Source organism: Actinacidiphila glaucinigra (genome assembly GCF_035918135.1).
Classification (GTDB): Bacteria; Actinomycetota; Actinomycetes; order Streptomycetales; family Streptomycetaceae; genus Actinacidiphila; species Actinacidiphila glaucinigra.
In genome coordinates, this window is sequence record NZ_CP109144.1 from 7,821,925 (window position 1) to 7,843,874 (window position 21,950).

A 21,950-nucleotide genomic window follows, 5' to 3' on the forward strand; every position below is an offset into this window, starting at 1 on the left:
CGGCGAAGTCCATGTGTTGGCGAGAACGCCGACGCCGTGCCATCACTCCCGATGTGCCACCGCTCCGGGGCAGCCCGCGAAGCGCGGGACCGCCCCGGAGCGGTTCCCGGCGGCACCGCGGCCGCCGGAGGTCCGGGCGCGACGGAACTCAGCCGCGTACCGGCTTGCCCCCAACCCCCCTCATGGCGCGCGCCGTTCGCCGGTGCCGAGCACGTCGTGCTCCGATCACCCGGCACACGGCGTAGACGAGGAACGAGATCGTCGTCACGTAGGGGCTGATGGGAACGCTGCTGCCGAGGGCGAGGAGAATGCCGCCCTCTGTGGCGAGCACGGCGAAGACCACGCTCAGCAGGGGCAGGAGCACCGGAGAAGCCGTCACCCGGGAGGCCGCCGCGGCGGGGGTGACCACCAGGCTGAGCACCAGGAGTGCCCCGACGACCTGTACCGACAGGGCGATCGCGAGTCCCAGGACGAGCATGAAGGCCACGGACAGGCCCCGGACGGGCAGACCGCGTGCTTCGGCGACCTGCGGGTCGGCGCTGGCGAAGGTCAGCGGACGCCAGATGGCGGCGAGGACGACCAGCACCAGCGCGGACACCGCGAGCATCCATCCGGTCCGCGGGTCGTCGATGGCCACGATCTGGCCCGTCAGCAGGCCGAACTTGTTGGCCGAACGTCCCTTGTAGAGGGCGAGGAACAGGACGCCGAGCCCGAGCCCGAACGGCATCAGGACGCCGATGGCCGAGTTGCGGTCCCGGGCGCGGGCGCCCAGAGCGCCGATCGCCAGGGCGGCGACGAGCGATCCGGCGATCGAGCCCGCCACCACGTTCACCCCGAGCAGCAGGGCCGCCGAGGCGCCCGCGAAGGACAGTTCGCTGATCCCGTGGACGGCGAAGGGCAGGTCCCGGAGCACCACGAAGACCCCGGTCAGTCCGCCGACCAGCCCCAGTACACCGCCCACGATGAGGGAGTTGCGCACCAGACCCAGCAGAGCGCCGTAGTCCTGGAAGTCGAAGATCTGCTGCCATGTCCCGGCCGCCGTCATGGGTACGCTCCGTCGGTGTCGTGGGTGTGCTCGGCGTCCGGTCCCGGGTGGTGCACCGGCTGCTGCTCGTGCGCTCCGACGACGACGATCCTGCCCCGCACCCGCAGCACGTCGACCTGCGAGCCGTACAGGGCCGACAGGGATCGCGAGGTCAGGACTTCCTCCGGCGGGCCGATGCGGTGTCCCTGCGGGGCGAGGTAGAGCACCCGGTCCACGAGGTCGAGGACGGGGTTGATCTCATGGGTCACGAACACCACGGCGGTTCCGTGGTCCCGGCGCCTGCGGTCGATGAGTTCCGTCACCGCCCGCTGGTGGTGGAGGTCCAGGGAGAGCGTGGGCTCGTCGCACAGCAGCACGCGGGGATCGGTGGCCAGGGCCTGGCCGATGCGCACGCGCTGCCGCTCGCCGCCCGAGAGGGTGCCGAGGGGTGCGTTCGCGTACGCCGACGCGCCGACGGCCTCCAGGACGGCGTCGATGCGGTGCCGGGTGTCGGCGCCGCGTCGGCGGAGCCCGAACCGAAGCCCGAACCGGTGCCCGTCCAGGCCGTAGCCCACCAACTCGCGCGCCCGCACCACGTCGTGTGCCGGAGCGGTCCCCTGCTGCGGTACGTAGCCGATGTGGCGCGCGGCCCGCCGGGGATCGGCGCCGAGCACGCGCAGGGTGCCGGAGGAGAGCGGCCGGCGCCCCAGAAGGGCCTGGACCAGACTGGACTTGCCGGAGCCGTTCGGCCCGAGGACCGCCCAGAACTCCCCGGGCCGCACATCCAGGTCGAGTCCCTTCCAGAGGATGCGGTCCCCGTACCGGAGGCCGCCGTTCCTCATCCGGATCAGCGGCACCGACTTGCCGTCAACGTCCGGGGTGCCCGTGCGGGGCCCGGGTACGGACGGCGGGGTCTCCCCGGTCACTTGTTCAGGGCGTCGGCGAGTGCGTCGACGTTGTCGTTCATCCACGTCAGGTAGTCCTTGCCCGCGGGCAGGGTCTCGGTGACGGGCACCACGGGCACACCGGCCGCCTCGGCCGCCGACTTGACCTTCTCCGTCTGGGCGCCGGAGGTCTGCTCGTTGTAGACGAGGGCCTTGACCTTGCCGTCGGAGAAGAGGTCCAGGGTGGCCTGGAGGACCTTGGCGGACATGTCGTCGCCCTCCTCGACGGCCTCGCTGAACTCCTCGGGTGTGCGGTTGGCCAGGCCGGAAGCCTCGAGCAGGTACAGCGGCACCGGCTCGGTGATCGCCACACCCTCGCCGGCGTGCGCGGACTTGAGGGAGGCCTCCTTGTCCTCCAGCGCGGCGAGGCTCTTCTTGAAGGCCGCCGCGTTGCCGGCGAAGGTGCCGGCGTTGTCCGGGTCCGCCTTGCCCAGGGCGTCGGCGATCCGGTCGGCGACCTTGCTCACCGAGGGGAAGTCGTACCAGATGTGCTCGTTGAGTTCCCCGCCGGCCGGAGCGGTCCGGCCCGAGACCTCGACGGCGTTGACGACCTCCGCGGAGGCGTTGCCGCTCCCCAGCATCCGGTCGACGAAGTCGTCGTACCCGCCGCCGTTCTCCACCACGACCTTCGCCTTGGAGAGGGCGAGCTGGTTGCGGGTACCGGCCTCGTAGGAGTGCGGGTCCTGGGCCGGGTCGCTGATGATCGAGGTGACGTCGACCCGGTCGCCGCCTATGCGCTCGACGATGTCGCCGTAGACGTTGGTGGAGGCGACGACGGTGACCTTGGACGCGGAAGCGGTGCTCCCGGCGCTCGCGGCGTCGTCGGAGGAACCGCCGCAGCCGGCCAGGAGGCCGAGCGATGCGGCGCCGGCGAGCAGTCCGGCGAGACGGGAAGGGGTGCGGGACATGGGGAAGCCTCCAAGGCCGTAAGGGATGCACGGACGACGCGTGCGGCCGGGGCCGTACGCACCCGGGCAGCTTAGATGAAAATGAATACCAGTTTCGACATGAGTGGGCAAGAGAGCCTCCGCGGGACCGTCCACCGCATGTGCCCGGATACTGCTGTGGTGCTGTTGACGTGGATCGACGAGGTGGCGGACGAGCCCCTGGTGCTGGAGCCGGCTGACCGGCGGGTGGAGGCGGAGGCCAACACCTGGTGGTGGAGTGCGGCGGAAGGGGAAACGACTTCGCTGTCCGTCGCCGAGGTGGTGGCGGCCTTCGAGCGGACCGCTGCTGTCATCCGGGAACGCATTCGCGAACGGGCCTTTGCCGGGGTTGCGACGTTCTATGTGTGGCATGACGAACAGGCCGGGCAGCTCCGGTGCTCGACCGGTTCCGTGTCCCCGGACGCGTTGCCGTTCGGTGGTGCCTATGTTGCTTCGGACCGCCTCGGCCCGATCGTCGAGAGATTCCTGGCCGACGGCGAGCCGGGTCGCCTCGCCTGGTCGGACCTGGACGACGTGCGGAGCCGCTCGGAGCGGACCGAGCCGGAGGTCACACCGCTCGCCGTCTGGGTCAGCGGTGTCGGAGCCTCGAACTGACCGCTCCTGCCCGCCGGCATGCATGACTCGGCGGTGGGGCCGGCGGTGGTCGGCGAGCCCGGACCCGGGCGGAGACGGACGTCGGGTGACTGGCTTTGATGCGAAAATGGGTATATGTCGGTGAGTGTCATGCTCACCGGGTGGTGACCTCTTCGCTGGCAACCGGCACCCGGCGGCTCGTGCACCCGCGAGGCGCCACGGAAGGAGCCCAGATGACGAGCGCGAGCCCGCACAGCCCGCACGCCCAGCACAAGCACACCCACGGTGAAGGGTGCGGCCACGTCTCCGTGCCGCACGGGGACCACACCGACTACGCCCACGACGGGCACATCCACCGCACCCACGACGGCCACGTCGACGAGTGCGTCGCCCCGGCCCACGCGGTTCACGAGGACCACGCGCACCGGCACGCCGAGGGCTGCGGCCACGTCTCCGTGCCGCACGGCGATCACAACGACTACATCCACGACGGGCACCGTCACGCGGCCCACCAAGGGCACTGGGACGACCATTGACGGCCGTTGACGGCCGTGGTGCCGCGGGACGATCCGGGCCGGCGTCAGGCCGGACGCCGGCCCGGGCTCCGCAGTGCCTTGTCGATGTTGGCCCGGTACGCGCGCAGTGCGCGCAGGCCGGCGGCGTAGTGGTCGCGGTGGCGTGAGATGTCCGCGGTCTGCTTCTCCGCCTGTACGGCGTGCCAGAGTTCGGCCGTGTGATGGCGGCGCTTGCAGGCGACGTCAGCGACGGCCGTGGCCCGCTCCCGCTCCGTGTGGCGGGTGTTGCCGTCGCTGTCACGGTGCCAGGCGCGGTCGGTATAGGCCGCGACGGGGTCCGGATAGCGGGTGAATCCCTCCGCCGCCATACAGCGGGACCACGCGTCCCAGGCTGCCCGCAGGCGCGGATCGCGCTCGGCCGCCTTGCCCACCTCGACCGTTCGTCGGGCCGCGTAGAGCCAGTCGCCCGTGAGGTCGATGCCGCGCACCAGTCGCCGGCTCGCTTCGGCGGTGCAGGCGGGCCAGTCCGCGTATTCGGCGTCGGTCATGCGGCGGCCCTTCGGCCGGGCGGCCTCCGCCGTCGCCGGGTCCCAGCCGTAGCCCCAGCGGCGGGCGTCGTCCGGATCGAGGACGCCGTAGTCGGTGCCGACGGCTACCGCCATGACAGGGTCGTGGGGGTAGCGCGGGTCGAGAGGGAAGTCCGGGTGGCCGCGGTCCGCCATGCACTGCCGGACGAGCAATGCCGATGCCCGCTGGGATCGCTGGTAGTCCCGCGAGGTGAAGCCGTAGCGGTCGGCCGGAAGGGGGCCGAGGTCCGACGCCGTGCGGACGACCTCCAAGGGCTCCGGGCCGGAGGCGCAGATCGCCGCCAGCACCGCCACCCCGATTGTGACGCCCAGCCGCCACCCCCGCCTCACCATGGCCAGGGATGCTAGCGGGTGGCGTGTACGCGATCGGCCGCGGGCTGCCCTTGTGGCCGAAGTGCCGCTGACACGGCTCGCCTTGCGGGCCGAACCGGCCACTGCGCCGGCGACCCCCGCTCGCCCCTCGCTACCGTGTGGCGGACGGGGGCGGCGCCGGGGGCGCCCAGGTCCGCAGGTGGTCGAGGGACACCGTGAGTGCGGTCCGCAGTGGGGCCGTGGAGCCGGTGATCTGACCCATCAAGGCTCCGCCCTGGACGGCGGCGAGGACCGCTGTGGCGAGTTCGTCCACGTCGGCGTCCTCGCGGAGCAGCCCGTCGGTCCGCATGGCCGTCAGCCCCTTGGTGAGGGCGGCGTGCCAGCGTTCGAGGTGGTCGGCGATCAGTTCCCGGACGCCGGGAACGGTCTGCGGCGACTGGCGGCTGAGGGCTGTCAGCGGGCAGTAGCCGTCGCCGGGGGCGTGGAGCCGGAGCATCAGCTCCTGCCACTGCTCCCAGGCCTCCCAGCTGTCGAGCCGGTCGAGGAGTGGACGCTGCTCCTCCAGGACGCGCTGTGAGTAGTCCTCGGCGACGGCGAGCAGGAGCTGCGTCTTGCCCTCGGGGAAGTAGTGGAACAGCTGGCTCTTGCTCGTGCCGGTGGCGGCGCGGATGTCGTCGAGACAGGTCTCGGCCGCGCCCTTGACCGCGACGAGCTGTGCGGCGCCCGCAATGATGCGCGCCTTGGTCGCCGCACCCTTCTTCGTCAGCATGGCGCCACTATAAGTGACTGGACTTCCCGGTCCAGAGGGCATTCCCCTGTTCTGGACTTGCGGGTCCAATTTGTCCCGTCCATGCTGGCGACTGTCAGGAGATGGACCAAGCGGTCCAGTCTGCTCCCTTGCCCTTATGGCCCACTCGCCCCGGCGCGCGAGGCCGGAAAGCGAGTAATCCATGTCCGTCGACAACGACGCCCTGGTCCGTGCATTCGTCGAGGCGTTCAACACCAAGGACGCCGACCGTCTGCTTCCCTTCCTCCACGCCGACGTCGTCTTCCGCAACTACGGCGACGACGAGATCCGCGGGCGGGACGCCCTGCTGGAGATGTGGCGGAACGTCTTCCGCACCTTCGAGCGGATCGAGTTCGAGACGGTCCACCAGGCCGTCAACGGCGACGTCGTCATAGCCGAGCAGGTCCACGGCCTCGCCCTCCCGGGGGGTCCGACGGCCCCGGTGATGAACATGGCGGTCTACGAGATCCACGACGGCCGGATCGCCGCGTGGCGCGACTACACCAACCCCGTCCACGCTCGCACGCTCCTGAGCTGAGCCGGCTGTTCGTGCCCCGACCGCGGCCCCCGGGGCGCCCCCTCCGGCCGCCCTCGGCCCGTGGCCGGGCATCCATCCCGCCCCCGTGAGGAGAACCACCATGAACGACGTCGAGCGCCTGACCGCGATCGAGGAACTGCGCCGCCTGATGGCGCGGTACGTCCGCTACGCCGACCAGAAGCGGTGGCAGGACCTGGCGGGCCTGTTCACTCCCGACGGCACCTTCACCCCTCACAAGCCCGACGGTTCGGTGTGGCTGCGGATGAACGGCCGTGCGGACATCGCCGCCACGGTCGGCGGAAGCAGCGGCACCGACGACGTCCTGGTCCACCACCTCTTCTCCGACGAGATCGACGTCGAGTCGGCGACCGGCGCCCGCGGCACCTGGTCGATGGAGGACATCATCACCCGGCCCGACGACGCCGAGGTCAACCCGGACTTCCCGTTCAGGGGCATGCACGGCTACGGCCACTACCACGCCCGTTTCGTCAGGACCGACGGCGCCTGGTACATCGCCGCGCTCGAACAGACCCGGCTGCGGCTGGACTTCGCCTACTGACGGTGCCCGCCCGTCACAGGGCACACCCCACCTTCCCCTTCGCGAGAAAGCAGTGCACCCATGGCTGACAAGCACACGCCTCCGTCGCCGGAACGCTTCACCATCGACGTCGCCCAGGACGTCCTGGACGACCTGACGGACCGTCTGAGGAAGACCCGCTTCTTCGACGACCTGGACAACGAGGAGGAGTACTACGGTGTGAGCACCGCCTACCTCAAGCCTCTGGTCGAGTACTGGGCCGACGGTTTCGACTGGCGCGCGGCCGAGAAGCGGCTCAACGTCCACGAGCAGTTCACGGTGGAGATCGACGGCACACCCGTCCACTTCGTCCGCAAGGCCGGCAAGGGCCCGAACCCGACCCCGCTGCTGGTCCTGCACGGCTGGCCGTGGCCCGGGGAGTTCAGCCACCCGCTCATCGACCCCCTGGCGGACCCCGCCGCCCACGGTGGCGACCCGGCGGACGCCTTCGACGTGATCATGCCGACCCTGCCGGGCTTCGCGTGGTCCACCCCCCTCACGCGGGGCGACCTCAACTACTGGAAGATCGCCGACATCCTCCACACCCTCATGACCGAGGTGCTCGGCTACGAGAAGTACGGCTCTCTGGGCTCCGACTACGGCGCCCTGGTCACCAGCGCCCTGGGCCACACGTACGCGGACAGCCTCGTCGCCCTGCACTTCGGCCACGACCTGCCGCCGGGCCTCTTCCAGCACGACCGCTACTGGGACCTGACCATGGGGCAGCCCGTCCCCGCGGACGCCTCACCGCAACTGCGTGACGACATCATGAAGTTCCACTCCACCTACGCCTCCCACGTCGCCGTGCACATGCTGGACGCCTCGACGCTGACGCACGGTCTGAACGACTCCCCGATCGGCATGCTCGCCTGGCTGCTGCAGCGGTGGAAGAAGTGGAGCGACAAGAACGCCGACTTCGACGCCGTCTTCTCCCGCGACTTCGTCCTGACCCAGGCCACCGTCTTCTGGGTGACGCAGTCCATCGGCACCTCGATCCGCATGTACCGCAACACGGTCCGCCACCCCTGGACGCCGTCGCACGACCGGCGGCCGGTGGTCGAGCCCCCGGCCGGCTTCACCTTCCTGCTCGGTGACGTCTACCCGCCCGGGGTCCGCACGGTCGAGGAACGCATCGCCGCCTTCGTGCACGGTCCGTCCTACGACTCGTTCAACGTGGTCAACGTCAATGCCCACCCGAAGGGCGGCCACTTCGGCCACTTCGAGAATCCCGAGGCCTTCGTCGGCGACGTCCGGGAGACCTTCCGCAAGCTGCGCTGACCGGCCCGGTCAGGCGGTGGCCGGAGCGGCGGGCCCGGCGATCTCCAGCGCCTGACGGCGCGCCCGCGCGTGGGCCTCCTCCAGTGAGGCGCGGTGCTGGGGGAGCAGGTGCCCGAGGGAGGGCACCGTGGGCGCGTAGGTCAGTTCGGGCGTGATGGGGCGCACGTCCAGGCCCATCAGCCGCGGATCGCCGAGGATGGTCTCCAGCGCCGGAATCAGGAAGTCCTTGCCGTGCTGGGGCGCCCCGGGGCCGTAGCCGCCGCCCCGGGCGGAGACGACGACGGCGGGGCGGCCCGCGCTCGGCGCCGGGCCGGGCAGCCCGATCGTCCTGCCGACGATCATGACGTGGTCCAGCCACGCCTTGAAGACCGAGGGCATCGCGTAGTTGTAGAGCGGTACGGCGAAGAGGTACGCGTCGGCGCCGAGGAACTCCTCCACCAGCTCGTCCTGGAGCTGGGCCGCGGCCTTCTGCTCCGGGGTGTGCTCGTCGGCGGGGGTCGTACGGGACAGGATGCCGGCCGCGTCCAGGTGGCCGACGGGGTCGAGGGCGAGGTCGCGGCGGACGACGTCGCCGGACCAGGCGGCGGTGAAGGAGTCGGCGACCTTGCGGGAGACGGACGCGTCGCCGGAAGCGGAGGCGTCGATGCGCAGCAGGTAGGACATGGTGGTGGCTCTTTCGCTTGCGTACGTGTGGGGTGGTGGCCCCTTGACGGGATCGGCGGGCTCACGTCGTCAGGGCGCGGGACGCCGGGGGACCTCGCAGCCGTCCGGTCCGCAGGCGGCCGCCTCCGTCCCGCCGAGGACCGTAAGGGGCCGCGGCTCCGGGTGGGCCGCTTCCCAGGCCCTGGTGATCGCGGCCAGGAGCTCCTCGGTGCCGACAGCGCCGTGGACGGCGTATGCGCCGTCGAGGGTGATGAAGGGCGTCCCGCGCGCCCCCAGGCGCTCGGCCTCGCGTTGGTCGGCGGCCACCCGGGCCTGGTAACGCCGCTCGCGCAGCGCCTCGGCGGCCTCCTCGCCGTCGAGGCCGGCCTCGTCGGCGAAGTCGAGGACCTGCTCCATGGTCCACAGTTCGCGCCCCTGCCCGAAGTGGGCCCGGAACATCGCCGTCCACACCTCGCGCCCGCGCCCCTGGTCGGTGGCGAGGGCGAGGAGCTCGTGGGCGTAGTCGGTCGGTCCGAGGGTCCGCTCCCGCGGGTGGAAGGGCGCCAGCCCCTCGGCCCGGGCGGCGCGCTCGATCGGCGCGAAGATCTGCTCGCCCCCCGACGCGGAAATCCCGTGCGTCTCCAGCAGCCGGCGCTGGGTGATGCCCGCGCGGGGCAGGTCGGGGTGGAGCTGGAAGGAACGGTGGACGATCCGTACCTCGTCGGCGTGCTCGAACCGCTCCAGCGCCAGCCGCAGCCGGTTGTCGGTCAACGCGCAGTACGGGCAGACGATGTCGGACCAGAAGTCGATCTGCATGGTGGGCCTCTCCTGAAACTCACTTTCTGTTCGTAGCCTCACTCTGCATTAGTGTGGGAAGCGATACAAAAGGCACATTGATGTGCGTGGGTCACGAGAGGGAGGCGCCGGACGTGGGCGGCGGCAGCGAGATGCGGCAGGGACGCACGAACGTGAGGGCGAGCGTGCGGCGCGTACCCGGCCCGTGCGCGCAGTGGGGCGACGGTGACGCGGACTTCATCCGCGAGATCCTCGACCTGGTCGGCGACAAGTGGAGCGTACTGATCATCGGCACCCTCTCCGACGGGCCCGTGCGCTACTCCGACCTCGCGCAGGCCATCCCGGGCATCTCGCAGCGGATGCTCACCCTCACGCTCAAGCAGCTCCAGCGCAGCGGCCTGGTCGCCCGGACCGCCTACGCCGAGGTGCCGCCGCGCGTCGAGTACTCCCTGACCGCGCTCGGCAGTTCCCTGCTGTCCACCGTGCTGGAACTGGCCTCATGGTCGGCCGAGCGGCACGCGGAGATCCGCCGCCACCAGCAGACCTACGACGCGGGCACCGTATAGGAGTTCGTGGAGCGGAGCTTCGCCGGGTACCGCACGCAGCCCGTCGGTCACCGTCTCGACCGGCGGCCACGTCGCAGGGGGCTGCCGACGTTGATCGCCAGACTTTTTGAGCGTGTTCAAATATGCTGTCCCCGGGGTTCGAGGGCCGAAGTGGCGGATCGCGTGGGGGAGGGTCGGCATGGGTCGGCGGGTTCGGGGTCGGGGTGTTCGGGGTCGGGGTGCCGGCATGGTGGTCGCGTGCATGCTCACGACCTCATGCACGGGTGGGTTGGCCGCAGCGGTGTGGGCCGCGGAGATACCGGCGGATCAGCTCACGGGGCGGTGGACCAGCGGGTCGGGCACATCGCTGACGTTCCGCGAGGATCACACGTTCATCGGCGTCAGACCTGCCGGCATGCCGTCGGCGTCCCATTGTGCCGATCCGTCGGTGCTGGCATCGGGCCGATGGGCGTTTGAGGTCTTCCCCGAGGAGGGCGGGTTCGGCACTCCCGACGAGGCCGCCACGCGCGGAAGCGTGGTCTCGCTGCGGTCCGCCGACGGCGACTGCGAGGTGACGGCCTATCTGTTCGGCGACGAGGACGACCCTGTGCTCTGCCCGACCGACGACACCGATGTCGGCTGCCCTGAAGAGGACTACCTGAAGCGTGAGCAGGCAGCACCGGAAAGCCCCTGAGTGTGCCGGGGGGAGCGGTGATGGAGCACGACCCGAAGCAAGGGCGCAGCAGTTCTCATCAGGGAGAGTCCCGTGCGGATCCAGAGGTATTCCACCGGCTGCTCATCCTGTTCGTCGGGGCCTGGTGGCTCCGCTCCTGGGCGTTCGATCTTGAGGACGCTCGGGCGAAGAAGGCCGACCTGGTGGGGGAGTGGCGCGGGTCCGGCGACGCCTTTCTGGAACTGCGCTCGGACGGGATCTTCTACGCCTCCCGTGTCCCGGACGACGATGGATCGGCTCTCAGATGGACGGAGGAACCAGGTCAGGGGACCTGGTACGCCTTCGACATGCCGGGTGGCGCGACCGAAGTGGCCCTGACATCCACGGACGGTGGTGCGGGCGGTTTCCGCATTGCCGAGCGACGTGGCGAACTCGTGCTGTGGGACACCTACAACGACGGTGAAATGGTCGTGCTCACCCGCTGAGCGAACCTTCGGCCGCGACCGGTGGCCCGGCACAGCACCGCGTGCCGGGCCACCGCCTGGGCCTGTCTGTCGACCGGTCAGGAGCCGTGGTGGGGCGGACGTCCCTCGGCGGTCACGTCGTTCGCGTAGACCAGGGCGGTCTTGTGGCCGTACTGGATCGTGTGCATCTTCTTGGCGCCGAAGACGACCTTCCCGCTGGAGGGGAGGAAGTCGTCCGTCAGGGCCGGGGCCGCCGTGGAGACGTAGGCCTGGCCCGCCGGGACGGCGTACATGCTGAGCGGAGCCTGCGTGGACGGCGAGAGACCGGCGGGGTACGGGGTCGGCCGGGACCGGCGGGTTGCCGGCTGGAAAGACGATCATCCCGCAGGAAGGGCCGCGCACGGGACCGCGGGCGCGACGACTCCGAAGGCTGACGGGCCGACCCCGTCCGGGGAACATGTTGCTGCAGATCTATAGCTGTTGCAAGTTATTCGCAATAGCAGGCGTAAGGTGACAGCGGCGCGACGCTGTACCGGGCGCTGGGCTTCACCGATCATCCCGACCCGTCGTCGTACTGGCGTCCCTCGGGCGATCCCCAGCCCGGTACGCGTGTTGTCGCCAACGCGCCCGGCCCCACGGGCCGTGGGTCCGTCGCGAGCCGTGCGTGCAGCACGCCGACCGACCGCCTCCGGTCCGGCGCGGTGAGCGCGCCGGACCGCAGGCGATCGGCGTTCCGTCTCCCTTCCGGCGCTACGCGGCGCGGCCTCGCCGGACGAGACCGATCACCACGTCCACGACGAGGAAGGCGAGCAGGGTGATGCCCAGGAGAGGCAGCGCCCAGCCCAGCGCGGCGACCACCGGGACGCCGACGATCAGCACCGGCAGGGGCACCTGCCGCCACGTGCCCCGTGCCGGGGCCTTGCCGACCGCCGCCGTGCGGTCATCACGGGTGGGCCGGCGCTGCCACCACATGCGGTAGCCCCACACGATGACGCAGATCAGCCCGAGCGCGATCAGGGCCAGCAGGATCTGGTTGACGATGCCGAAGAGCAGCCCCATGTGGGCCTGGACGCCGAGCTTGCTGAGCTTGGCCAGGACCGGGTAGTCCGCCCACCGGCTCTCCGAGGTGACCTCGCCCTTGGTGGCGTCGACGGCGACCTGGTCGTAGTGGACCGGCCAGAGGGCGTCGTCCTGGGCCACCGTCCAGGCGCTCTCCGCGTCCGCGGGCGGCGTCAGCTCCACCCGTCCGCCCAGCCCGGCGTCGCGGGCGACCGCGAGGACCGCGTCGAAGTCGGCGGGGTCCGTCGATGCGGCACCCTGGCCCGCGCCGTGGCCGGCGTGCCCCGCGTGCTCGCCCTCCGCCGGGGCGGTTCCGCCGGGCAGTGCCGTCTCCAGCTCGGGTGCGTGCCCCTTGGCCGCGTCGAGCAGCTGACCGAACCGGTCCCCCGCGTAGTGGGACCACGTCAGGCCGGTGGCGCTGAGGGCCAGCAGGCCGACGGCGATCCACACGCCGGTGGCCGCGTGCCAACCGCGGGTGCGCCGTACGCCGCGGGCGGAGCGGTCCGGCAGGAGGACGCCTCGCACCGACTTGGCGCGCTGTCCGCGGGCGCGGCCCAGCCACAGGACGAGACCTCCCGCCACGATCACCCACAGCCAACTGGCGGCGAGCTCCGAGTACATGCGGCCGGTCTCGCCGAGGTGCAGGTTGCGGTGCAGGTCGTCCAGCCACGTGGTCAGCGGTGTCGAGCCGAACCACGTGGTGAGGTCGCCCCTGACCTCGGCGGTGTAGGGGTCGACGAACACCGTGCGCTGCTTCTCGCCCGACTCCGGCAGGGACAGCACCACTCGCGTGGTGTCCTCCGGGCCGGGAGGGGTGATCACCGAGGCGAGAGTGCCCTCCGGGTGTGCCTTCCGGGCCGCCGCGATCTGCTCCGCGAGCGGGCGTGGTTCGCCGCCGGCCTTCGCCACGGTGAGCTGGTCGCCGTAGACGAGCCGGTCGAGCTGGGGCGTCAAGGTGTAGGCCAACCCCGTGAGCGCGGCCACGAGGAGGAAGGGGGCGACGAACACCCCCGCGTAGAAGTGCAGCCGCACGAGCAGCGCTCGTATGCCGCTCCATGAACGGCCCGGCCGGGAGGGGCCGGCTCCTTGCGGAGTCGGGGCCGCGGCGGGGCCGGCGGCCTCCGCCAGGGCCTCCTCGCGGTCGTCTCTGGGCGCGTGTTCCTGTGTCGAAGACATGTGTGCATCCCCATTCGGCACCCGGCGCGCAGGGCGCGGGCGCTCGCGAAGTCGACGATTCGGTCCGCCTGGACGGCGGTACGGCGTGACAGCCCTGCCGCACCCGGAGCGCGTGGAGGCGCCGGGCAGGCGGTGCGTGCGGGCACGCCGGACTGCGTCCGTCATCGCGCAGGGGCGAGACGGACGGTCAGAAGGACATCGCCGGCTTCGGTGGGCCGCGGCGTGTGACGCCGTGCCACAGGGCCACCTGCCGGGGCAGGCGGGGAGGGACGAGGAAGGACGCGGGCCTCGCGGGGTCCGGCGGGCTGAAGGCGGCCGGGACGCGTACGACCAGGCGCCAGGGAGCGAAGAGGGAGACGGCCAGGGAGCGGCCGAGCTGGAAGGCCGCGGCCTCGCCCCGCCACAGCCACAGCCCGCACAGCACCGCGGCCAGGGCGTGGGCGGAGACCATGCCGATGGACCCGTCGTCCATGGCGGCGGTGGCCATGGGCATGGCGTCCGCGGTCGGGACCGGATGGCCCGAGGTCATCTCGCCGGTGCCCGCCGGTGCGGTGGCGAAGGCCTGGGCGAGATTGAACCAGCCGTGCAGGGCGAACTGGGTCGCCACGGTGGCTCCGGTGACCGCGGGAGCACCGCGCTCACGGCGACCGGCCAGCCACCACGCCCCGGCGGTTGTGGCGGCGAACGCGTACCCCACCGCCCAACCCGGAACGGCCCGCGACATCAGGGCGTGACCGAGGCCCGTCACCGCCACGCACACGGCCGCGAACACCGCGGCGCGCGCGAGGCGGAAGGCAGGCCCGGACGTCATGACGAGCAATGATGCCAGTCACCACCCGAATGAGGGATGGGGCGCGCGGAAGCACCTGTGGCGCACGCACAGTTGTGCTGAACGCCTGCACGGGATTTGGCACGCCCCGGCCGCCGGCAAGTGAACGCGGCGCTCCGCACGGCGACCCGGTGGCGGTTCCGTCGTCAGGTCACGCGCTTCCAGGAGCCTCCAGGACCATGCGGATCTCCGTCACCTTGTAGCCGGCGCGGTCGAAGGCGGCGGCCATCGGGGCGTTCGTGGTGTCCGTCGTCGCCGTGATGCGCTCGGCGCCTTCGGCGGCGTGGAAGCGGGTGATCTCGGCGAGGATCTCGTCGATCAGGCCCCGGCCGCGCTGCTCGGGTACGACGCCGAGGTAGCCGACGTTGCGGTTGTACGGTGTCGCGGAGGGGACGGCCAGACCGGCGAGGGTGCCGTCGGGGAGTTCCGCGAGCCGCCACCAGGAGCGCTCTCCGGGGCAGTCCAGGTAGAACCGCAGGTCCTCCTGGGCCAGTTGCCGCGCGTCCTTGGTGCGCAGTTCGTCGAGCGTCGCCTGGTCGAGGCTCCCGGCCGACACCCGGACGAAGGCCTCAAGGAACTCCTCGTCGCTGCCCTCGCGGAACGTCAGCCGGCCGCCGGCCCCGGGCAGTCCCGCCGCCGGCGTCCACTCGTAGCGCAGCCGCTGGATCTCCCGCCCCAGCCCCGTGCGCAGGCCCGCTTCGCGCCGCCAGGCGACGGCCTCGGTCAGTGCCGGGTGGCTCTGCCAGTCCGCGGGGAGGGACAGGTTGTACAGGGGGCGCGTGCCGAAGGCGGCGTGCCCGGCGTCGAGGAGCGCGGTGGCGACGGCGGCCGGATCGGCGGCCGTGGAGCGTACCTGGAGGCAGTCGAGGGCGATGGGCCGCTCGCTGTCGGCGCGGCCCCACCACAGGGCGCGGGCGAGGACCTGGCCGTCCTCGTCCTCGGCGAGCCAGGTCCATTCCGGGCGGAACCGGTCGGCGGCCAGTTCCTCCTGTATGCGTTCGGCGGTCAGGGCGGCGACGGGACCGTCAGCGGGGTACGCGGCGGCACGGTCGAGGGCGGTTGGGTCCGCGGTGGCGGGAAGAAATCGCATTCGGCCCATGATCAGGAACGGGAGGCTCCAGAGCAAAACATTAACCGCCGCCTGCGCCGCGGGGGCCCGGGATAGGGTGCACGCTCGTGGAGCGGATCTTGGTGGTGGGCGTCACGGGTGCGGGCAAGTCCACGCTCGCGCGCGCTTTGGGTGGTCGATTGGGCGTGCCGTACCACGAGATGGACGGCCTGTACTTCAACGGCCCCGACTGAGCGGTGAACAGCGCGTTCTCCGAGGATGTGGCGCGGCTCGCCGCCGGTCCCGCTGGGTCGTCGACTCCCTCGGCCATCCCGAGGTCCGCGATCTGCTGTGGGGGCGGGCCGACACCGTGGTGTGGCTGGACTACCCCCGGCGCGTCGTCATGCCCCGCGTCCTGAGCCGGTCCGTGCGGCGTAGCGTCACCCGCGAGGCGCTCTTCGGGGGGCAACCGGGAATCCTGGACCGGCTGGCTCAGCCGGGAGCATCCGGCATGGTGGGCCTGGTCCCAGCACACGGGCCGTCGTCTCGAGATCGAACGCCGCACCGGCGATCCCCGCTTCGCACCCCTGGACACCCACCGCTTCGGCCGTCCCGGGGAGACCGCGGCCTGGCTGGCCTCCCTCTGACCCCGGCCGCCGCGTGCGCCTACCGCTGCGGAAGTCGCGGTCCGGGCGGTGTGCGGGATCCGCGGTGGCGGATTCGGGGCGCGCGTCGATGTCGGGCCCCACGCGGCTCGTGTCCCGCGCCCCTCTCGGCGTAGAAGCTCGATCGCCGCAGGTCAGGGGCGTTCTTATCGGCCCCACCCGCTTACTTTATTGAACAATCCACAATCGTGTTACGCTTCCGGCATGGGACGGAACGGGGATGTCGGCGTCGACCATGCGGTCGATAGGGCGATGGACCTGTTCTGGCTGCGCGGCTGCACCGGGACCTCCCTGCGGGATACCTCCCTGCGGGATACCTCCCTGCGGGATCTCCTCGACGTACTGTCGATCGGAAGCCTCGGCTTCTATGCGGCCTTCGGTTCGAAGGAGCGGTTCTCCCTCCGCGCCCTCGAACGTTGCTCCGCTCTCCAGGCGGAGGACCTGGTGATGATCCTCGAGCACGCGACCGAGGTCCGGCCCGCGGTGCGACAGGCTCTCGTCACCATGACCGAGGCGGATCGGGCAGACCCCTCACCGGGTTCCCCCGGGGTCGACGAGGTCACCGGCAATGGTGCCGGGCCCTGGTCGGCCGAGCGCGCCGTCGCGGCGTGGTGCGAGGTCGAGTCATCGCTCGCGGGCGCCCTGGACCGCGCGAAGTCGCGGGGTGATGTGCCGCCGGGCAAGGACCCGGTCGAGCTCGCCCGCTTCCTGATCACATCCGTCCAGGGGCTCTGGGTCGTGGGCAGAGCCCGGCTCGGGCGGTCCTTCGTCGAGGACGCCCTCGCCGTGGCGATGCGCGCCCCGGACTGACCGCGGGCGGGCTGCTCCCGGTGCGACGAGCGGGCCGCGTTTCCGCACGCCTTCATTCTGTATCGATTACTCCACAAAGGATTGCCATGGAACTCCACCTCAAGGACAAGGTCGCCGTCGTCACCGGCGCCAGCAAGGGCATCGGCCTGGCCGTCGTCGAGGCGATGGCCCGCGAAGGCGTCCGCGTCGTCGCCGGCAGCCGCGCCTCCACGCCCGAACTCGACGCGCTGGCCGCCGACTACGACGTCACGGTCGTACCCGTCGACCTGTCGACCCCGGACGGGGCCGAGACGCTGGTCCGCCACGCCGCGGAGCGTCACCACCGGATCGACATCCTCGTCAACAACGTCGGGGCCGCCGAACCGCGCAACGGATTCCTCGAGATCGGCGACGCCGACTGGCAGCGGATCTTCGACCTGACCTTCTTCAGCGCCGTTCGCGCCAGCCGCGCCGCACTTCCCCATCTGGTCGGGGCCGAGGGCGCGGCGATCGTCAACATCGGCTCCATCAACGCCCGGTTGCCCTTCCCGATGGTCGTGGACTACTCGGCGGCCAAGGCCGCGCTGCACAACTTCGGCAAGTCGCTCTCCGAGGAGTTCGGGCCGAAGGGCGTGCGCGTCAACACGATCTCTCCCGGCCCGGTCCGTACCCCGTTCTGGACGGCCCCGGGCGCCTTCGCGGACGCCACCGCCGCTGCCGCCGGAACCACGGCCCAGGAGGCCCTGGACGTCGTCGTGCCCCAGAGCATGGGCATCACCTCGGGCCGGATCACGGAGCCGCAGGAGGTCGCCGACCTCGCCCTCTTCCTGGCCTCGCCGGTGGCGGGGAACATCACCGGCGCCGAGGTCGTCATCGACGGCGGCCAGATCAAGACCCTCTGAGCGCGAGCCCCCACCGCGTCCGAGGCGCCTTCCCTCGGCCGCCGAGTCCGGGCGCACAGCCCGGACTCGGCGGCCGCCTCCCCACCACCACCGACCCCGGCACCTACACCACCACCCTCACCCTCACCGCACTCAGCTGACCGCGATTCAGCACCGCACCCCGGCACGGCCTCCGACCAGCGGGGCCGTGCCGGGCCGGCAGAACACCGCGTGCGGCCGGCCCGCCCCGCACGGCAGCCCGGCCCCACGACCACGGAGAGAACCCATGACCAGGAGATCCGCCACCCCGATCTCGCCCCGCCACATCGTCGCCGCCCTCGTGGCCGCGCTCGCCGTCCTGCTGGGGACCCCGGCGCACGCCACCCCCGCACCCGCCAACCGCCCGGCGAACGACGACCAGATCTCCTGGGGCGCCGCGCCCGCCGACACCTCCGTCGGCAAGGGACGCAGCCGCTTCACCTACACCCTCGCCCCCGGCTCCCGCGTCACCGACGCCCTGGCCGTGGTGAACCGCAGCGACACCACCATCAAGCTCAAGGTCTACGCAAGCGACGCCTTCACCACCCCCGGCGGCGGCATCGACCTGCTGACCGCGGACAAGAAGCCCCGTGACGTGGGGTCGTGGATCACCGTGAAGTCCACCACCCTCACCCTGAAGAGCCAGCAGTCCGCGACGGTGCCCTTCACCCTCACCGTCCCCTCCGACGCCACCCCGGGCGACCACTCCGGCGGTGTCCTGACGTCACTGGTCACCGAGACCCAGGGCAAGACCGTCCGCCTCGACCGCCGCCTCGGCTCCCGGCTCCACCTGCGCGTCAACGGCCCGCTCAACCCCTCGCTCACGGTCGGCGACCTGCACGCCACGTACCGGGGCACCCTCGACCCGGCCGGCAGCGGCAGCCTGCGCGTCACCTACACCGTCGAGAACACGGGCAACGTCCGCCTGAAGGCCCGCCAACTCCTGCGAACGGAGGGTCTCTTCGGGCTGATCGGCCAGGACGCAGGCCTCCCCGACCTCCCCGAGATCCTGCCCGGCAACTCCCTCACCCGCACCGTCACGGTCAACGGCATCCGGCCCGGCGTACGGCTGGACACGGACGTCATCCTCCAGCCGCTCGCCTCCGACGACCAGCCCGCCCTCCGCGCCGACCAGGTCACCGCCTCCCGCTCCCTGTGGGCCTGGCCGTGGGGCCAGCTCATCGTGCTCGCCGCCCTCGCCACGGCCTGTGTCGGCTACGCCCTGCTGCGCAGGCGACGCAGGCGCAAGGTCGAGCAGGCCATCGCCGACGCGGTCGCCAAGGCCCTCGACACGTCGGGTTCGCGGTCGAACGATCCGCAGGGCCGGCCCTCCACGACATGAGGCACGGCAGGCAGCCGCCCGGCCTGCGCGGCGGCGTTCGCTGATCGGCCGGTCGGCAAAAAAACAAAGGCAAGGAGAGCTCTCTCCTTGCCACTCTCAACTTATAGCGCACTGGGGGGCTTGCCGCAAGGCCCCGGTCACGGCGCACAATCGTCAGCCGACGCCGCAACCAGAGGGTCGCCGGCGTACGGAGCATCGGGGACGTGCTCGACAAGAGGTTCGACGAAGCTGGAGGTGGCGGGCACGGCCGCCTCGGAGGGATCGCAGTGATTGAGCAGTACGTGGTGGATCTCCAAGAGGTCGACGACCGGCAGGTCGCGTTCGTCGGCGGCAAGGGCGCGCACTTGGGCGGGCTGTCGCGGATCGGGGGCGTCCGCGTGCCGGGCGGCTTCTGCGTGACGACGGACGCCTTCCGGCGGGTCGTCGCGGAGGCGCCGTCGATCGACGACCGGCTCGATGAACTGTCGCGCCTGAACCCGGACGACCGGGAGGCGGTCCGCACGCTCAGCGCGCGGATCCGCCGGACCATCGAGGCGATCGCCATCCCGGACGATCTCGCGGCGGCGATCACCCGGGCCCTGGCCCGCGTCGGGGAGCAGGCCGCCTACGCCGTCCGATCGAGCGCGACGGCGGAGGACCTGCCGACAGCATCCTTCGCCGGACAACAGGACACGTACCTCAACGTGGTGGGGTCCGCGGCGATCCTCCGGCACGTCAGCCGCTGCTGGGCCTCGCTCTTCACCGAGCGGGCCGTGACCTACCGCCGGCGGAACGGCATCGACCACCGTACGGTCCACATGGCCGTGGTCGTGCAGCAGATGGTCGTCCCGGACGCTTCCGGCGTCCTCTTCACGGCCGACCCCGTCACGGGCAACCGGAAGGTCGCCACCGTCGACGCCGCTTTCGGCCTCGGCGAGGCCCTGGTCTCCGGCCTGGTGAACCCGGACGTGTTCACGGTGCGGGACGGCGAAGTCGTCACCAAGACGATCGCAGCCAAACAACTCGCCGTTCACGCCCTGCCGGAGGGCGGCACCCGGGAAGTCGCCATCGACGCGCAGAGGCAGGAGCAGCCGGCGCTGACGGATCCGCAGGTCGTGCGGCTCGTGGAGCTCGGGCGGCGGATCGAAGCGCACTTCGGCCGCCCTCAGGACATCGAATGGTGCCTGGTCGACGACGTGTTCCAGGTCGTGCAGAGCCGGCCGATCACCACGCTGTTCCCCATCCCCGAGGCCGGTGACCAGGAGAACCACGTCTACGTCTCCGTCGGCCATCAGCAGATGATGACCGACGCCATGAAACCCCTGGGGCTGTCCATGTGGCAGCTGACGGCGATGGCACCGATGCACGCGGCCGGCGGGAGGCTGTTCGTCGACGCCACCCGGCGGCTGGCCTCGCCCGCGAGCCGCGCCGCCCTCCTGGAGGTCATGGGGAGAGGCGATCCGCTGGTCAGGGACGCTCTGGAGACCGTCCTCGACCGCGACGACTTCCTTCCGCTCCTTCCGGACGGGGGCCCCGGCGGGCCGCCGGCCGCGGGCGTACCGGCCGGGGGTGCGCCCGCCCCGATCGCGACCGATCCGGCCGTCGTCGTCGAGCTGATCGAGCGCAGCCGGATGTCGATCGCCGCCCTGGAGCGCGACGTCCGGTCGAAGACCGGACCGGCGCTGTTCGACTTCCTACTGGAGGCCTTCGAGGAGCACAAGCGGGTCCTCGGTGATCCGCTGAACATGCAGGCGATCATGGCGGGGATGGAGGCCACGTGGTGGCTCAACGACAAGCTGCTGGAGTGGCTGGGGGAGAAGAACGCGGCTGACACGCTGACGCTCTCCGCCCCCGACAACATCACGTCGGAGATGGGGCTGGCGCTGCTCGACGTCGCGGACGCGATCCGCCCGCACGCGGAGGTGGTGGCGTTCCTGGAGGGCGTCGAGGACGAGGGCTTCCTGGACGAGCTGGCGAAGCTCGCGGGCGGGACCGAGGCGCGCGACGCCGTCGAGGCCTACCTCGAACGCTACGGCATGCGCTGCGTCGCCGAGATCGACATCACGAGGCCGCGTTGGCGCGAGCGCCCCGGCGCGCTCGTGCCCGCGATCCTCGACAACGTCAGGAACTTCGAGCCGGGCGCCGCCGAGCGGCGCTTCGAGCAGGGTCGGCAGAAGGCGCAGGAGAAGGAACAGGACGTGCTGTCACGCCTGCGGGCCCTGCCGGACGGGGACGGGAAGGCCGACGAGGCCAAGCGGATGATCGACCGGGTCCGCACCTTCATCGGGTACCGGGAGTATCCGAAGTACGGCATCGTCAGCCGCTACTTCGTCTACAAGCAGGCCCTGATGGCGGAGGCCGAGCGCCTTGTGCAGACCGGCGTGCTCCCCGAGAAGGAGGACGTCTTCTACCTGACCTTCCAGGAGTTCCACGACGTCGTGCGCTCGAACCGGTTGGACGACGGGCTCGTCCGGCAGCGCAAGGACGCGTTCCGGTCGTACGAGGCACTCACCACACCCCGGGTGCTCACCTCGGACGGCGAGGCCCTCATGGGGGCGTACCGGCGCGACGACGTGCCGGACGGCGCCCTGGTCGGCCTGCCCGTCTCCGCGGGGACCGTCGAGGGCAGGGCCCGCGTCGTCCTCGACATGGCGGAGGCCGATCTCGAGGCGGGCGACATCCTGGTCACGACCTTCACGGACCCGAGCTGGTCGCCGCTGTTCGTCGGAATCGCGGGCCTGGTGACGGAGGTCGGCGGCCTGATGACCCATGGCGCGGTGATCGCCCGGGAGTACGGTCTGCCTGCCGTCGTGGGCGTGGAGCGGGCCACCCGGCGGATCCGTGACGGGCAGCGGATCCGCGTGCACGGGACGGACGGGTACGTCGAGATCCTGACGTGACCGACCGCAGCGGGAGGCCGGCGACCGCTGGTTGAACGGGCC

The 21,950-nt window shown here is 71.4% G+C and carries 23 protein-coding genes and 1 pseudogene; 13 read left to right on the forward strand and 11 right to left on the reverse strand.

Annotated elements, in window-relative coordinates:
* Positions 1-148: 148 nt before the first annotated feature.
* The 3 genes from OIE69_RS35345 to OIE69_RS35355 are packed head-to-tail and all read right to left on the reverse strand — an operon-like array spanning position 149 to position 2,876.
* Entirely contained in the window at positions 149-1,045 is an 897-nt protein-coding gene (locus OIE69_RS35345) for a metal ABC transporter permease (RefSeq protein ID WP_326578704.1), read from the reverse strand.
* On the reverse strand, positions 1,042-1,950 hold the full coding sequence (locus OIE69_RS35350) for a metal ABC transporter ATP-binding protein (RefSeq protein WP_326578705.1): 909 nt from the start codon (positions 1,948-1,950) through the stop codon (positions 1,042-1,044). Before OIE69_RS35350 ends, OIE69_RS35345 begins: the two co-directional genes overlap by 4 nt.
* The gene (locus OIE69_RS35355; protein ID WP_326578706.1) at positions 1,947-2,876 is read right to left on the reverse strand and encodes a metal ABC transporter solute-binding protein, Zn/Mn family; all 930 of its coding nucleotides are present in this window, start codon (positions 2,874-2,876) and stop codon (positions 1,947-1,949) included. Before OIE69_RS35355 ends, OIE69_RS35350 begins: the two co-directional genes overlap by 4 nt.
* 81 nt (positions 2,877-2,957) lie before the next feature.
* Between OIE69_RS35355 and OIE69_RS35360 the strand changes: the two genes are divergently transcribed.
* Positions 2,958-3,509 carry a hypothetical protein gene (locus OIE69_RS35360; protein ID WP_326578707.1) on the forward strand — a complete coding sequence of 184 codons (552 nt, stop codon included), beginning with the start codon at positions 2,958-2,960 and terminating at the stop codon, positions 3,507-3,509.
* A 212-nt stretch (positions 3,510-3,721) separates the two neighbouring features.
* Positions 3,722-4,024 carry a hypothetical protein gene (locus OIE69_RS35365; protein ID WP_326578708.1) on the forward strand — a complete coding sequence of 101 codons (303 nt, stop codon included), beginning with the start codon at positions 3,722-3,724 and terminating at the stop codon, positions 4,022-4,024.
* 44 nt (positions 4,025-4,068) lie between these two features.
* Here OIE69_RS35365 and OIE69_RS35370 read toward each other — a convergent pair whose 3' ends face one another.
* Both OIE69_RS35370 and OIE69_RS35375 read right to left on the reverse strand, forming a co-directional pair.
* Positions 4,069-4,923 (reverse strand): hypothetical protein, encoded by an 855-nt coding sequence (locus OIE69_RS35370; RefSeq protein WP_326578709.1) that lies wholly within the window; start codon positions 4,921-4,923, stop codon positions 4,069-4,071.
* A gap of 130 nt (positions 4,924-5,053) precedes the next feature.
* Positions 5,054-5,671, reverse strand: coding sequence for a TetR/AcrR family transcriptional regulator (locus OIE69_RS35375; protein WP_326578710.1), 618 nt, complete (start codon positions 5,669-5,671; stop codon positions 5,054-5,056).
* 181 nt (positions 5,672-5,852) lie between these two features.
* Here OIE69_RS35375 and OIE69_RS35380 point away from each other — a divergent pair, with 181 nt between their 5' ends.
* The 3 genes from OIE69_RS35380 (at position 5,853) to OIE69_RS35390 (ending at position 8,082) form a co-directional block, all read left to right on the forward strand.
* Positions 5,853-6,227, forward strand: coding sequence for a nuclear transport factor 2 family protein (locus OIE69_RS35380; protein WP_326578711.1), 375 nt, complete (start codon positions 5,853-5,855; stop codon positions 6,225-6,227).
* Positions 6,228-6,327: 100 nt separating this feature from the next.
* The gene (locus OIE69_RS35385) at positions 6,328-6,786 is read left to right on the forward strand and encodes a nuclear transport factor 2 family protein (RefSeq protein WP_326578712.1); all 459 of its coding nucleotides are present in this window, start codon (positions 6,328-6,330) and stop codon (positions 6,784-6,786) included.
* 60 nt (positions 6,787-6,846) lie between these two features.
* The gene (locus OIE69_RS35390) at positions 6,847-8,082 is read left to right on the forward strand and encodes an epoxide hydrolase family protein (protein ID WP_326578713.1); all 1,236 of its coding nucleotides are present in this window, start codon (positions 6,847-6,849) and stop codon (positions 8,080-8,082) included.
* A 9-nt stretch (positions 8,083-8,091) separates the two neighbouring features.
* On the opposite strand, the gene OIE69_RS35395 is transcribed toward OIE69_RS35390, so the two are convergent.
* A complete protein-coding gene (locus tag OIE69_RS35395; RefSeq protein ID WP_326578714.1) occupies positions 8,092-8,745 on the reverse strand; it encodes an FMN-dependent NADH-azoreductase in 654 nt (217 codons plus the stop codon).
* Positions 8,746-8,814: 69 nt separating this feature from the next.
* Positions 8,815-9,540 (reverse strand): DsbA family oxidoreductase, encoded by a 726-nt coding sequence (locus tag OIE69_RS35400; RefSeq protein ID WP_326578715.1) that lies wholly within the window; start codon positions 9,538-9,540, stop codon positions 8,815-8,817.
* An 86-nt stretch (positions 9,541-9,626) separates the two neighbouring features.
* Here OIE69_RS35400 and OIE69_RS35405 point away from each other — a divergent pair, with 86 nt between their 5' ends.
* From OIE69_RS35405 to OIE69_RS35415, 3 genes are all read left to right on the forward strand, one after another.
* Positions 9,627-10,085 carry a winged helix-turn-helix transcriptional regulator gene (locus tag OIE69_RS35405; protein WP_326578716.1) on the forward strand — a complete coding sequence of 153 codons (459 nt, stop codon included), beginning with the start codon at positions 9,627-9,629 and terminating at the stop codon, positions 10,083-10,085.
* A 241-nt stretch (positions 10,086-10,326) separates the two neighbouring features.
* Positions 10,327-10,758: a hypothetical protein gene (locus OIE69_RS35410; protein ID WP_326578717.1), complete on the forward strand. Its 432-nt coding sequence runs from the start codon at positions 10,327-10,329 to the stop codon at positions 10,756-10,758.
* 20 nt (positions 10,759-10,778) lie between these two features.
* Positions 10,779-11,222: a hypothetical protein gene (locus tag OIE69_RS35415; RefSeq protein WP_326578718.1), complete on the forward strand. Its 444-nt coding sequence runs from the start codon at positions 10,779-10,781 to the stop codon at positions 11,220-11,222.
* Between the two features lie 77 nt (positions 11,223-11,299).
* On the opposite strand, the gene OIE69_RS35420 is transcribed toward OIE69_RS35415, so the two are convergent.
* From OIE69_RS35420 to OIE69_RS35435, 4 genes are all read right to left on the reverse strand, one after another.
* Positions 11,300-11,494, reverse strand: coding sequence for a hypothetical protein (locus OIE69_RS35420; protein WP_326578719.1), 195 nt, complete (start codon positions 11,492-11,494; stop codon positions 11,300-11,302).
* 457 nt (positions 11,495-11,951) lie between these two features.
* Positions 11,952-13,436 (reverse strand): PepSY-associated TM helix domain-containing protein, encoded by a 1,485-nt coding sequence (locus OIE69_RS35425; RefSeq protein ID WP_326578720.1) that lies wholly within the window; start codon positions 13,434-13,436, stop codon positions 11,952-11,954.
* 187 nt (positions 13,437-13,623) lie between these two features.
* Positions 13,624-14,247: a hypothetical protein gene (locus OIE69_RS35430; RefSeq protein WP_326578721.1), complete on the reverse strand. Its 624-nt coding sequence runs from the start codon at positions 14,245-14,247 to the stop codon at positions 13,624-13,626.
* A gap of 169 nt (positions 14,248-14,416) precedes the next feature.
* Positions 14,417-15,355 (reverse strand): GNAT family N-acetyltransferase, encoded by a 939-nt coding sequence (locus tag OIE69_RS35435; RefSeq protein ID WP_326578722.1) that lies wholly within the window; start codon positions 15,353-15,355, stop codon positions 14,417-14,419.
* 86 nt (positions 15,356-15,441) lie between these two features.
* Here OIE69_RS35435 and OIE69_RS35440 point away from each other — a divergent pair.
* The 5 genes and pseudogenes from OIE69_RS35440 to rph all read left to right on the forward strand — a co-directional run bounded on the left by OIE69_RS35440 (position 15,442) and on the right by rph (position 21,908).
* Positions 15,442-15,960: pseudogene (locus OIE69_RS35440) on the forward strand (adenylate kinase).
* 222 nt (positions 15,961-16,182) lie between these two features.
* A complete protein-coding gene (locus tag OIE69_RS35445) occupies positions 16,183-16,788 on the forward strand; it encodes a TetR/AcrR family transcriptional regulator (RefSeq protein ID WP_326578723.1) in 606 nt (201 codons plus the stop codon).
* Positions 16,789-16,874: 86 nt separating this feature from the next.
* Complete coding sequence (locus tag OIE69_RS35450; RefSeq protein WP_326578724.1) at positions 16,875-17,669, forward strand: SDR family NAD(P)-dependent oxidoreductase; 795 nt, start codon at positions 16,875-16,877, stop codon at positions 17,667-17,669.
* A gap of 265 nt (positions 17,670-17,934) precedes the next feature.
* Positions 17,935-19,029: a WxL protein peptidoglycan domain-containing protein gene (locus OIE69_RS35455; RefSeq protein WP_326578725.1), complete on the forward strand. Its 1,095-nt coding sequence runs from the start codon at positions 17,935-17,937 to the stop codon at positions 19,027-19,029.
* Between the two features lie 266 nt (positions 19,030-19,295).
* Complete coding sequence (rph, locus tag OIE69_RS35460; RefSeq protein ID WP_326581506.1) at positions 19,296-21,908, forward strand: rifamycin-inactivating phosphotransferase; 2,613 nt, start codon at positions 19,296-19,298, stop codon at positions 21,906-21,908.
* The last annotated feature ends 42 nt before the right edge of the window (positions 21,909-21,950 follow it).